The sequence below is a fragment of the Nocardia speluncae NBRC 108251 genome (genome assembly GCF_001613245.1).
Lineage (GTDB): Bacteria > Actinomycetota > Actinomycetes > Mycobacteriales > Mycobacteriaceae > Nocardia > Nocardia speluncae.
The window spans coordinates 68,697-80,531 of record NZ_BDBZ01000003.1 but is presented as its reverse complement, the minus strand read 5'-3'; the positions used below and the strand labels follow the sequence as shown (position 1 = coordinate 80,531).

The 11,835-nt window shown below is 68.5% G+C and carries 11 protein-coding genes; 7 read left to right on the top strand and 4 right to left on the bottom strand.

What is annotated here, in order from left to right; all coding sequences use genetic code 11:
- Positions 1–19: 19 nt before the first annotated feature.
- The 3 genes from NS6_RS07135 to NS6_RS07125 form a co-directional block, all read right to left on the bottom strand.
- Positions 20–370, bottom strand: coding sequence for a hypothetical protein (locus tag NS6_RS07135; protein WP_157112647.1), 351 nt, complete (start codon positions 368–370; stop codon positions 20–22).
- A gap of 133 nt (positions 371–503) precedes the next feature.
- The gene (locus NS6_RS07130) at positions 504–1,046 is read right to left on the bottom strand and encodes a TetR/AcrR family transcriptional regulator (protein WP_245669170.1); all 543 of its coding nucleotides are present in this window, start codon (positions 1,044–1,046) and stop codon (positions 504–506) included.
- A 288-nt stretch (positions 1,047–1,334) separates the two neighbouring features.
- The gene (locus NS6_RS07125; protein ID WP_084470795.1) at positions 1,335–2,627 is read right to left on the bottom strand and encodes a glycosyltransferase 87 family protein; all 1,293 of its coding nucleotides are present in this window, start codon (positions 2,625–2,627) and stop codon (positions 1,335–1,337) included.
- Positions 2,628–2,797: 170 nt separating this feature from the next.
- Between NS6_RS07125 and pheS the strand changes: the two genes are divergently transcribed.
- The 4 genes from pheS to NS6_RS07105 all read left to right on the top strand — a co-directional run bounded on the left by pheS (position 2,798) and on the right by NS6_RS07105 (position 8,320).
- Positions 2,798–3,871, top strand: coding sequence for a phenylalanine--tRNA ligase subunit alpha (gene pheS / locus NS6_RS07120; protein ID WP_068038373.1), 1,074 nt, complete (start codon positions 2,798–2,800; stop codon positions 3,869–3,871).
- Between the two features lie 28 nt (positions 3,872–3,899).
- The gene (gene pheT, locus NS6_RS07115; RefSeq protein WP_068038371.1) at positions 3,900–6,401 is read left to right on the top strand and encodes a phenylalanine--tRNA ligase subunit beta; all 2,502 of its coding nucleotides are present in this window, start codon (positions 3,900–3,902) and stop codon (positions 6,399–6,401) included.
- A gap of 124 nt (positions 6,402–6,525) precedes the next feature.
- Entirely contained in the window at positions 6,526–7,014 is a 489-nt protein-coding gene (locus tag NS6_RS07110) for a hypothetical protein (protein WP_068038368.1), read from the top strand.
- Between the two features lie 262 nt (positions 7,015–7,276).
- Positions 7,277–8,320, top strand: a complete 1,044-nt coding sequence (locus NS6_RS07105; protein ID WP_068038364.1) for a hypothetical protein — start codon at positions 7,277–7,279, stop codon at positions 8,318–8,320.
- Positions 8,321–8,410: 90 nt separating this feature from the next.
- Here the strand turns inward: NS6_RS07105 and mscL are convergent, their stop codons facing one another.
- The gene (gene mscL / locus NS6_RS07100; protein WP_068038363.1) at positions 8,411–8,863 is read right to left on the bottom strand and encodes a large conductance mechanosensitive channel protein MscL; all 453 of its coding nucleotides are present in this window, start codon (positions 8,861–8,863) and stop codon (positions 8,411–8,413) included.
- Positions 8,864–9,177: 314 nt separating this feature from the next.
- Between mscL and NS6_RS07095 the strand changes: the two genes are divergently transcribed.
- The 3 genes from NS6_RS07095 (at position 9,178) to NS6_RS07085 (ending at position 11,818) form a co-directional block, all read left to right on the top strand.
- The gene (locus NS6_RS07095; RefSeq protein ID WP_245669169.1) at positions 9,178–9,531 is read left to right on the top strand and encodes a nitroreductase/quinone reductase family protein; all 354 of its coding nucleotides are present in this window, start codon (positions 9,178–9,180) and stop codon (positions 9,529–9,531) included.
- A gap of 235 nt (positions 9,532–9,766) precedes the next feature.
- The gene (locus NS6_RS07090; RefSeq protein ID WP_068038360.1) at positions 9,767–10,945 is read left to right on the top strand and encodes a Cmx/CmrA family chloramphenicol efflux MFS transporter; all 1,179 of its coding nucleotides are present in this window, start codon (positions 9,767–9,769) and stop codon (positions 10,943–10,945) included.
- A 186-nt stretch (positions 10,946–11,131) separates the two neighbouring features.
- Positions 11,132–11,818 carry a hypothetical protein gene (locus tag NS6_RS07085; RefSeq protein WP_068038357.1) on the top strand — a complete coding sequence of 229 codons (687 nt, stop codon included), beginning with the start codon at positions 11,132–11,134 and terminating at the stop codon, positions 11,816–11,818.
- Positions 11,819–11,835: the final 17 nt, after the last annotated feature.

Here is an 11,835-nt window from a genome sequence, read left to right as displayed (position 1 = left end):
CGACGCCGAGGTCGTGGACTCAGCGGGAACTGTCCGCTGCCGCGCTCCGCAGGAGTTCGACGACCCGGTCCAGGCCGTTGACGACGAACAATTCCGTTGTGCCGTCGCGCAGTTCGATCCGGAGCCGGGCGCGCATACCGCCGTTGAACTTCCCTCCGGTGGGCGCCTGTGTGCCGATTTCGGCGATATCGGAAAGTGCGCTGTACCACGAGCGGCCGCCGATCAAGGCATCGATATGGTTGGGCTCGAACAGTAGACGCTCACCGGTGAGATACAGCCCTCCGCCGACCGCTCGGTTCGCCGACTGCGTTCGATTGGCCGAGCGTTTCCAGGTAACTGTTTCCGATGCGGCCAGTTGTGGTGACTTCACCCATATCCCCATGGCAGCAGAGCCTACCGGCGACCGCTGCCCGCAACCCGGATTCGTTCGGAATTCCACAGTGCCGCAGCGAAATCCGAGAGGTTCGGACAGGTGAGCCGCGATATCTGCTTCCCGGACCGCTTCACATACCGAATTCGTAGAGGTCGGACAGCATGTCTTCGGCCCAGTCGGCGGAGATGGCTTCCGGTCCGGTCACCCGGAGCGCGGCGAGCACGGTGAGCAGCATGCCCGTCGCGAGGAAGCGCCGGGTTTCGGCGACCGGAGCGCCGGCGAGTTCGCGGATCAGGTGGTAGATGCGGCCATAGCGATCACGGATGACCGGGCCGATATCGGGGTCGCCCGCCGCGGCGAAGGCGTGCAGGAGGACCAGCAGCAGGCTGCGGTCGGCAAGGAACCGGTCGTAGGCCTCGGAGAGCGCGTCGAGGGGTGCGCCCGGGCCGGCGGCCGTGGCGGCTTCGGTGAAAACTTGCTCGATACGGTCGCAGACCTGGCCCACCGCGGCGAGGAACAGGCGCTGTTTGGAGCCGAAAAGGCGGATGACATAGGGCTGGGAGACGCCCGCGCGCCGTGCGATCTCGTCGGTGCGGGTGGCCGCATAGCCGCTTTCGGCGAAGGCGGCCACCGCGGCGTCCAAGACCTGGGCGCCGCGTTCTTCGGCGGTCATCCTGGTCCTGCTCGATTCCGGCATGGTCCTCCTCGGGTCGCTCGGGCCGGTGACAGGTTATCAGTCGATGCATACCGCTGTAGCCGACAGGTATCAGTCGATTACAACTAGGGTTCGACATGGCCGAAGTGCTTACTTCCCCCACCTTCGTGATGGCCGCGACCTTGCTCACCGGGCGGATTCGGGCCGAATGAAGGCGTGACAGGTGAGTCGCCGGCGTGGGCTTCCGCGTCGGCGGCCACGATCGCGGCCGGGGTATCGGCGACAATGCGCCGGAACGGCGGCCGATCAGCCTTTGTGGACCGTGACCAGGGATCCGTCGGCGGAAGCAGTCGGGGTGGGCAGGGGTGGGCTGTGCGAGCGGCGCCCGGCGGCGGTGGCGTACAGCACGACGAGCAGCACGCTGAACCAGACGTAGCCGTTGCCGATCACCTGCTCCCACACCGACCAGTCCAGCTCTCGGCCGTCGTTGCCGGGCAGGGCGCTGTGCTCGGCGAGGATGAACACCACGGCGGTGGCCACCACTGCGGCATACCAGCCGCCGGCCCGCGGCCACGGCAGCGTGGTCGCGAAACCGGCCATCGCGAGCAGGGCCGGCGCCACCCACACCCAGTGGTGTGACCAGGAGATCGGTGAGACGAGCAGCGCGACCACCGCGTTCACGGCGAGCGCGATCATCGGCGGTGCCCCGGCCCGCCGGATGGCGACCACGGCCAGGGCGACCAGGGCGGCGGCGGCCAGCAGCCACAGCGCCGTGGCCGGTGTGCCGGTGATTCCGAAACGGGCCAGTACAGCCTGAACGGACTGATTGGTTTGATACTCCGACCCGCTCAGCCCGCCGACATTGCCGAACCCACCGAACCAGTACCGCACCGATTCGTCCGGCATGACCGCGAAACCGATCACCGTGGCCACCGCACCGCTCGCCGCGGCCGTCGCTGCGGCCTTGTAATCCTTGCGGATCAGGAAGAACAACACGAACGCGGCCGGAGTGAGTTTGATCGCGGCGGCAAGGCCCAGCAGCATGCCGCGCGGCCAGCGGGGGGCGCGGGTCAGGCAATCGGCCGCCACCAGGCCCATCAGGATCAGATTGACCTGGCCGAAGTCCAGCGTCGACCAGATGGGTTCCAGCAGCAGCGCCAGCGGCGTTGCCGTCGCGCACACCAGCAGGGCGAGCTTGCGCTGGTCCTGAGTGGGCCACAGCTGCCGGGCCACCAGGTAGAGCGTGATCGCCAGCGCACCCACCGAAACCGCGAGATAGGCGACCACCGCGGCCACCCACGGCAGCAGGGCATAGATCCCCAGCGCCAGCGCGGCGAACGGCGGGTAGATGAACGGCAGGCTGATATCGGCGGCCGTCTCCGGCAACTGCCCGTAGAGATCACCGCCGGAACGCCACTCCTCGACCCCCAGCCGGTACACCTCGAGATCGATGTACTCGCCGCTGATCGCGCGGAACGGATGGACCGATCGCGACATCAGTACCCATGTCACGGCCATCGCCAGTAGCGGTAGCAGCCAGATCGCCTGCTGGCGGGCACGTCCGGCGAGCGTCTCGGTGCGGGTCGGGGCGTTCGTCATCGTGAGGGACTTTACCGGTTCGAGGTGTCGTCGCACTCGGGCAGTGATCGCCGGGGGATATCGGCGTGAACCGGCCACCGGTCATCGAATACGATTCCACCAGCAGCAATACGGGCGCCGGAGCCTACCGGGGTCCGCTCACAGAAGCCTAGGGGAGAGACGAGTAGACCGTGGCCGACGACACCGACGCAGGCGCAGCGACCGGCGGGCAGCAATCCGCGCTCACCGAGGAAGCCCTGGCCGCAGCGGCCGCGGCCGCCGAAAAAGCCTTCGCGGCCGCCGCCGACCTGGACGCCCTCGCTGCCGCGAAAACCGAGCATATGGGTGGTAAATCGCCGATCTCGCTGGCGCAGCGGTCGCTGGGCAGCCTGCCGAAGACCGAGAAGGCCGACGCCGGCAAGCGGGTCAACGTCGCGCGCGGACGGGTTTCGCGGGCGTTCGAGGAGCGTCAGCAGGTGCTGGTGGCCGAGCGCGACGCGGCGGTGCTGGTGGCCGAGGCGATCGATGTCACCCTCCCGGCGAACCGGGGGCCGGTCGGTGCCCGGCATCCGATCACAGTCATCTCCGAACAGGTCGCCGATGTATTCGTCGGGATGGGCTGGGAGATCGCCGAAGGCCCCGAGGTGGAAACCGAACATTTCAACTTCGATGCGCTGAACTTCCTCCCGGACCATCCCGCGCGCACCATGCAGGACACCTTCCATATCGCGCCCGCCGGGTCGCGACAGGTGCTGCGCACCCATACATCGCCGGTACAGGTGCGTTCGATGCTCGAACGCGATCTGCCGATCTATGTGGTGTGCCCGGGCCGGACCTTCCGCACCGACGAACTGGACGCCACCCACACACCGGTGTTCTCCCAGATCGAAGGTCTGGCCATCGACAAGGGCCTGACGATGGCGCATCTGCGCGGCACGCTGGACGCGTTCGCGCGGGCGCTGTTCGGTCCGGACACCACCACCAGGATCCGGCCCAACTACTTCCCGTTCACCGAGCCGTCCGCCGAGGTGGATGTGTGGTTCCCGGACAAGAAGGGCGGCGCGGGCTGGGTCGAATGGGGCGGCTGCGGGATGGTCAACCCCAAGGTGCTGATCGCCAGCGGTATCGATCCCGACGAGTACAGCGGTTTCGCGTTCGGAATGGGCTTGGAACGCACGCTGCAATTCCGCAACGGCATCCCCGATATGCGCGACATCGTCGAGGGGGATGTGCGGTTCACCCTGCCCTTCGGTATCCGGTCCTGATTCCCGAGCGAGAGAGCGAACACCCACAGTGCGAGTAGCGCAGTCCTGGCTGACCGAAACGATCCGCCGCACCGTCCCCGGCTGGGAGGTCACACCGGCGGAACTCGACGCCGGTTTCGTCCGGGTCGGGCTCGAGGTCGAAGAGGTCGACCGGCTCGAACCGGTGGGCGGCGAGATCGAGCATCCGCTGGTGGTCGGGCGGGTGGCCGAGATCACCGAACTCACCGAGTTCAAGAAACCCATCCGTTTCTGCAAGGTCGATATCGGGGCGCCCGAGCTCCAGGAGATCGTCTGCGGAGCGACCAACTTCGCGGTCGGCGATCTGGTGGTCGTGGTATTGCCGGGCGGTGTGCTGCCGGGCGGGTTCGCCATCTCCTCGCGCAAAACCTACGGGCACACCTCCAACGGCATGATCTGCTCGGTCGCCGAGCTCGGTATCGGTAAGGACCACTCCGGGATCCTCGTACTGGAACCCGGTACCGCCGAGCCCGGTACCGACGCCAACGATCTACTCGGCCTCGGCGATACCGTGATCGAACTGAATATCACTCCCGACCGCGGCTACTGTTTCTCGGTGCGTGGCCTGGCACGGGAGCTGGCCTGCGGTTTCGATCTCGAGTACGCCGACCCTGCCGTTCGTACCCTGCCCGAGGGACCGGAGGCGTGGCCGGTGCGGGTGGAACCGGAATCGCGCTGCACCCGGTTCGGGGTCCGCCGGGTGACCGGGATCGACCCGCAGGCGGTGAGTCCGTGGTGGTTGCAGCGGCGGCTGCTGCTGTCCGGTGTGCGGCCGATCTCGCCCGCGGTCGATGTGACCAATTACGTGATGCTCGAACTGGGGCAGCCGCTGCATGCGTTCGACGCCGCGAAACTCAGCGGTGGCCTGGTGGTCCGGCGCGCCCGGACCGGCGAAACCCTGCGCACCCTCGACGACGCCGAACGCGAACTCGACGCCGAGGACGTGGTGATCGCCGACAGCACCGGAGTGGTGTCGCTGGCCGGTGTGATGGGTGGGGCGTCCACCGAGGTGAACGCCGACACCACCGATGTGGTGCTGGAGGCCGCCACCTGGGATCCGCTGCTCATCTACCGCACCGCGCGCCGGCACAAACTGGTGTCCGAGGCGAGTAAACGCTACGAGCGGGTGGTGGATCCGGAACTGAATCTGGCCGCGCTGGACCGCGCCGCGACACTGCTCGCCGAAATCGCCGGCGGCACGGTCGAACCCACACTCACCGATATCCGCACCCAGCTCGATCCGGTGGACCCGATCCGGATCGATATCGATCTGCCCGACCGGGTGGCCGGTGTCCACTACCCCCCGGGGACCTCCGCGCGGCGGCTCACTCAGATCGGCTGCCATGTGGAAGTCGCCGTGGACGAGAGCAGCGGCCACGGCCAGCTGGTGGTGACCCCGCCGTCCTGGCGGCCGGATCTGGTCCAGCCCGCCGATCTGGTGGAAGAGGTCCTGCGGCTGGAGGGTCTCGAGCAGATTCCGCTGGTGCTGCCGCAGGCGCCGGCCGGTCGCGGCCTGACCGCGGTGCAGCGGCGCCGCCGGGCGGTGAGCCGCGCGCTGGCCTTCGCCGGCTGCGTCGAGGTGCCGCCGCCGGTGTTCCTGCCCGCAGGTGTTTTCGACACCTGGGGCCTGGCGGCCGATGATCCGCGCCGCACGACCACCCGAGTGCTGAACCCGCTCGACGTCGAACGCGCCGAACTGGCGACGACCCTGTTGCCGGGCCTGCTCGAGATCGCCACCCGCAATATCTCGCGCGGCGCCCGCGATCTCGCGCTCTACGGGATCGCGCAGGTGGTGTTGCCGGGTCCGGAGACCAAACCGGTGGCACCGCTGCCGGTGGACCGCCGTCCCACCGATGCGCAGCTCACCGAACTACTGGACTCGCTGCCCGCGCAGCCGCAACATGTGGCGCTGGTCCTGACCGGCCGCCGCGAACCGCGCGGCCCCTGGGGGCCGGGCCGGGCCGCCGAGGCCGCCGATGCCTTCGCTCTCGCCGATGTGATCGCCGAGGCCGCCGGTGTCCGGATCGAGCGGCGGCCCGGCAGGCACCTGCCCTGGCATCCCGGTCGCTGCGCCGAACTCGTGGTCGGCGATACGGTCGTCGGGTATGCGGGTGAATTGCATCCCGGTGTGCTGGAACGGTCGGGTCTGCCGCCGCGTACCTGCGCCGTGGAACTCGACCTGGATGCACTGCCGCTGATCGAATCCCGGCCGGCGCCGGCCATTTCACCGTTCCCGGCTGTGCTGCAGGATGTTTCGGTGAGTGTGCCGGCAGAAGTTCCGGCGGCGGCGGTCGAGACGGCGTTGCGGTCCGGCGGCGGAGAACTGCTCGAAGATATCGCGTTGTTCGATGTCTACGAGGGCGCGCAGGCCGGTGAAGGCCGTAAATCGTTCACCTACGCGCTGCGGTTCCGCGCCGCCGACCGCACTCTCACCGAGGACGAAGCCAGTGCCGCCCGCGATGCCGCGGTGGCCGCCGCCACGGACGCGGTGGGCGCCGTGATCCGTTCCTGAGCGGTAACTCCACCTACGCTCCGGCCGTGCGCGGTCTGCCGCCGGGCAACACGCGGCTGTGCTCACTGTGCACCAGGCTTCCGGTCCGTCCGAACGGGCGGGCCGGAAGTCGTAGGGTGGTCGCATGAGTGAACCGAACGCAGGCGATCCGGGCGCGCTCGCCGCGCGGTTGGCGGCCCTGCCCGACGAGCAGTTGCTGGCCGTGCTGGTCGTCGCCACGGCGGGCCGGGAAGAACTGGCTTCTCTGTACGAGGTCGCGACCCGGTTGCTATCGGAAACCGGCCGCGCTGATCCGGCCGTGATCGCGCCGCCCGCGCCGGCGGGGATTCCCACCGGCGGTGAGGTGGGGTCGGTGTCGCAGCCCGGAGGTATCGGCACCCTGGCCGGAAGTGGCACCGCTACGGCCGGTTATACCGGTGCTGGAATGCCGACATTCGACTCTGTCCGTGACAAGGTGCAGCGGCGGATCGGAACAGCGTTCGGCCACCGGGAGCTCGATCGGAACTCCGCGGCCGGGCGCGGTGTCGAAGAACAGTGGGAAGCACGGGAACAGGCGGCGCGCGAGCGCCTCGAACAGATCAGGACCTCCCTGCACGAGGGCGACCGCCGGTAGGTACGGGCGGGCTGTGATCCTGCGCACCCGAGCGCCGGTGGGCTATCGCCGGACCGGTCGGCCCAGTGGTTTCCGCAAGTCGTCTCCTGCGCGACAGTGTGTCTCCGGGGTGGCTCGGGGCGAGCTCCGCGAGCCGCGGGGTCTGTCTCAGACAAGCGTGCCGCCGGTGCCGGACCCGGTATAGGGTCGTCTGGCTACAGCGCCCCCACGGCCATTTCCGGCTCGCGGCGGGCCGGTACCACCGTCGAAAAGGGATGATCCGATGACCGAAACCGCCGACCCGACCGCTCGTGCGCTTGCCGACCGGCTTCTCGACGCGCAGGTGCGGTGGCTGCTCGACGAGGTGAGCGGCGACCGGTTCGCCGAGGTCGTCGCCCGCGATGTGGCGGCCGTCCTGGAGGTGGCGGCCGCCGTGCCCGCCGGTGACGTGGTCGGGGTGGAGCAGCTCGAAACCACGGTCGCCACGGTCGTCGACAAGGTGGGCGGTAGTGCCGTGCTCGCCGATACGGTCGGTGTGTTCGCCGACGCGATCTACGACAGCATCGCCGCAAATGAAGACCACACCCTCGGCGAACTCGTCGAACGCGAACCGGTCGAGGCATTGCTGCAGAAGATCGTCGATATGCACCAGACCCAGGAACGGGTACTGGAACGGCTCACCGACAGCCCGCTCGTGGCCACCGTCGCCTCCAAATTCGTGGACAAATTGGTCGGCGACTTCGTGGAGGTCAACCGGCAGCGTGCCGAGAAGATCCCCGGTATGGGCACGTTGATGTCGCTCGGCCAGTCCGCCGCCGACCGTGCCCGTAAGGCCGCCGAGAGCAACACCATCCTGGGGGATATCGCAGGTAAGGGCGCCATGTATGCGCTCAAACGCACCAACAACGCGATCCGCGAGATGCTGCGCGACGCCCCCGTACACGACGCCACGATGGAGTTCTGGGATCTGCACGCCGACGAACCGATCAGCGGCCTGCGCGAATACCTCACCAAACAGGACCTGAACGATCTGGTCCGGCTGTGCTACCGGATTGCTGTGACCACCCGGGAGAAGGAGTACTTCGGCCTGCTGGTCGGCGAATGCGTGCAGGTGTTCCACGAGAAATATCGCGACCACACCCTGGCCGCCGTACTCGGGGAGCTGGGTTTGACCGGTGACGACATCGTCACCGAGATCCTGCGCTACGGCCCCGCCGTGGTGGAGGCCGCGAATCGCGACGGCATACTGGCACGGCTCCTCAGGGAACGCTTGGCGCCGTTCTACTACTCGGATGAGGTCTTGACGATCCTCACGCCCGCGGTATAACGCCGGATCGGCCGACCACCTCGCCACTGCGGACCGAACAGGCATCGGCGCCGTGCCCTTCCCGGTTCGGTCTACCCGGGACGCCGGCGACTACATCCGCGCCGGCTCTTTCCCCGAACCGTTGCCCTCGGACCCGGTTCGTTCCGCGGCGGCGCGTTCGGCCAATAGATCGCGGATCTCGATCAGCAGTTCGGTATCGGTCGGGACCGGCTTCTCCGTATCGGCGCCCTTGCGCGCCAGGTACCGCTTCTGCACGGTTTTCATCGGCAGGATCAACGCGAAGTACAGCACCGCCGCGACCATGACGAAATTGATGGCGGCGCTGATGATCGGGCCCAGCGCGATGAAGGTCGCGGGTTTACCCGCGACCAGGGTGACGCCGAAACCGAGCTGGCTGCTGCCACCCAGCACGGCCAGCAGGGGTTCCAGCACACCTTTGGTCACCGAGGTGACGATCGCGGTGAACGCGGTGCCCATCACCACCGCGACGGCGAGGTCGATGACGTTGCCGCGCATCAGAAAGTCTTTGAAACCCTTGAACATCCACCCAACTCCGTATCGAAACGCTGCTGTACACCGCCGGGCGGGGCCCCGGCCGGCAGATCGATCGCGGTGACCGTCCCAGGTCCGGCACCATACGGCAGGTGATAGTGGCAGCCCAGCAGACGGCGCGCAAACCGTCCTCCCGGTGCGGGCGGACGGTCCGTTCCACGCCGCACGGGTGCCCGGCACCTCGGAACCCGGCGATCTCGGTGCTCGAGGGGCGGGCCCGGCCGCTGGTCGCGACCGGCACAGGCCCCGGGGAGCCGCTAGGGTCGGGAATTACCGGGCATATCGCTATCTACCAGGAGGATTCCGTGGCATCAACACCGATGGGCCGTGCGGTGCGAGGGTTCAACAGCGCAATGGTGGCCTTGCTGGGCGTTCCGGTGCTGGGGCCGCTGATGGGCAAGACTTTCGCGGAGGTCGAGTATGTGGGCCGGCGGTCGGGTCGGGTTTTCCGTACTCCGGTCAACTTCGTGAAGAAAGGTGACGAATACGTCATCCGCGTGGCGATGCCCGATAAGAAAAAGTGGTGGCGCAATTTTCTCGGCGAGGGCAGCCCGATACTGCTGCATTTCCGGGAGGGGCAGCTGCGCGGGCATGCGACGGCACGGCGCGACGAGAAAGGCCGGGTGACGGTGCGGGTCCGGCCGGATTCCACCGCCTGACCGATAACCGGTGACGGAAAAGGCGATGCGCCGCGGGCGGGTCACTGGGTAACCTGCCTGGCATGTCGAGTCCAGAGGCATCCAGAGCAGGGCTGCCGGTCACCCCCGTCAGCCCCTGATCCCTCGTTCCACAGCGGTGCCGTCCGGTCGGCGGTAACCGCCCGCAGTCGACCTCCGGGTAGCTGACCGGGGTGGCGAGACGTTATGCCCTGTCTCTCCCACCTCGGAGCTTGCGATGCCTTTTGCCCTCTATCTGCTCGCCATGGCGGTTTTCGCCATGGGTACCTCGGAATTCATGCTCGCCGGGCTCGTCCCGGACATCGCTGCCGATCTCGGCGTCGATCTGGCCAGTACGGGACTGCTGACCTCGGCGTTCGCTATCGGCATGGCCGTCGGCGCACCGGTGATGGCGGTGCTGGCGCGGAATCGGCCGGTGCGGTCGAGCCTGCTGGTCTTCGTGGCCGTGTTCCTGGCGGCGCATATCGCCGGCGCCGTCACCGGCGAGTTCACTGTGCTCGTGGCGACCCGGGTGGTCGCCGCCCTCGCCAACGCCGGATTTCTCGCCGTCGCCCTGACCGCCGCCACCGGACTGGTCCCGGCGGATCGGCGAGGTCGCGCACTGGCGGTACTGCTGTCGGGAACCACCATGGCCACTATCGCGGGTGTGCCCGGTGGCGCGCTGCTGGGTGCGGTATTCGGCTGGCGCGTCACCTTCTGGGCGGTCGCGCTGCTCTGCGTGCCCGCCGCGATCGGCGTGCTCACCGGTATCCCCGCGCGGGTGCGGGAAGCGGAGAACCGTGGACCGGGCCTGGCTGCCGAACTCGCAGTGCTGGCCCGGCCCCGGCTGATGGCCGTCATGCTGCTCGGCGCCCTGGTGAATGCCGCGACCTTCGCCGCGTTCACCTTTCTTGCTCCGCTGGTGACGGACCGGGCCGGACTGGGCGAGCTGTGGGTGCCGGCGGCGCTGGTGCTCTTCGGTATCGGGTCCTTCGCCGGAGTCACCGTCGCAGGCCGGCTGTCCGACGCCCGTCCCGGGGCCGTGGTTGCGGTCGGGGGTCCGCTGCTGTGCGCGGGATGGTTCGCAACGGCGGTCTGCGCGGACCGGCCCACGGTGTTGCTCGTCCTCGTCTTCGTCCAGGGCGCGCTGTCCTTCGCGATCGGTGGCACCTTGATCACCCGCGTCCTGTACGAGGCCGCGGCGGCGCCGGCCATGGCCGGGTCCTATGCGACCACCGCGCTCAATATCGGGGCCGCGGTGGGACCGGTTGTGGCCGCAATCGCCCTGGGAACGCGGTTGGGGTCGCTGGGGCCGGTCGTGAGCAGCGGTGTACTCGTTGCGATCGCGCTGCTGGTGGCCTCGTGTTGCCGCGCCGTCCTCGGCGGGCGTCCAGCCGAGGCGGCCCTGACAGCGTGACGACCGGTCGGCCGTGACAGCGTGACGACCGGCCGGCGGGGCGGGTGTAGCGACCGTGTTGGTAAGGGCTCGTTCGCTGTTTGCCGGTGAGCCACACTGTTCGACAGCGGACCGTCCCGGCCGGCCGCGGCCCCGGAAGTAGGGTGGGCCGCGGGTCGGCGGTCGAGCGGGCCGGAAAGGGTAGCCGTGCCGGCATCGATTCTTTTCGCGATACTCGCCGCTGGGCAACTGGCGTTGGTCGGCTGGTGCGGTATGCGGTACCGCCGTACCGGTGACCGCATGCTTGTTGTGCCCGCTCTGGTGTGTGCGGCTCTGGTGTACGACAACGCCATTCTGGCGGCGGGCCGCTGGATCGGCGTCGGCGCATTTCTGGAGACGTTGTCGGTCTTCCGGTTCGTCGCGCATATCGTGCTCACTCCGCTGCTGATGCCGTGGGCGTGCGCCGCGGCCGGTCTGGCGGGTGTGGTGTGGATGCGCCGGCTGTGGGTTCGGGCGGCCGTCTACGCCGGGATGCTGTCGGTGACAGCGCTGGGTGTGTTCGGCGAACTGACCCGGCTGAGCCTGCGACCGGCCGAATGGGCCGGGACGATCCGCTATACAACTGAACACTCGTCCCTGGCAGGGATCCTGCCGCCGGTGATCACGGTGCTGGTGGTGCTGGTCGCGGCCGTGGCGGTCTGGCGGGTGCGCGGATACCGGCTGTGGACGGTGACAACCGCGACGATGGCGGTGGTCTCCGCGGCCATGCTGCCGATGCTGCTGACCAACGTCGCCGAACTCGTCTTCGCATGGGGATTCGTCGCAACCGCGATGTGGTTGTCGGGTCCCGGGCGGGTACCGGTGCCGCCGGGGCAGCGCCGGGCGATCGATTGACGGTTTCGGCGCGGCCG

Bases quoted from the DNA above. Each gene is read 5' to 3' on its own strand.
- NS6_RS07090 (WP_068038360.1), top strand. From the start codon at position 9,767: ATGCCTTTTGCCCTCTATCTGCTCGCCATGGCGGTTTTCGCCATGGGT.
- NS6_RS07130 (WP_245669170.1), bottom strand. From the start codon at position 1,046: ATGACCGCCGAAGAACGCGGCGCCCAGGTCTTGGACGCCGCGGTGGCC.
- NS6_RS07125 (WP_084470795.1), bottom strand. From the start codon at position 2,627: ATGACGAACGCCCCGACCCGCACCGAGACGCTCGCCGGACGTGCCCGC.
- NS6_RS07105 (WP_068038364.1), top strand. From the start codon at position 7,277: ATGACCGAAACCGCCGACCCGACCGCTCGTGCGCTTGCCGACCGGCTT.
- mscL (WP_068038363.1), bottom strand. From the start codon at position 8,863: ATGTTCAAGGGTTTCAAAGACTTTCTGATGCGCGGCAACGTCATCGAC.
- NS6_RS07110 (WP_068038368.1), top strand. From the start codon at position 6,526: ATGAGTGAACCGAACGCAGGCGATCCGGGCGCGCTCGCCGCGCGGTTG.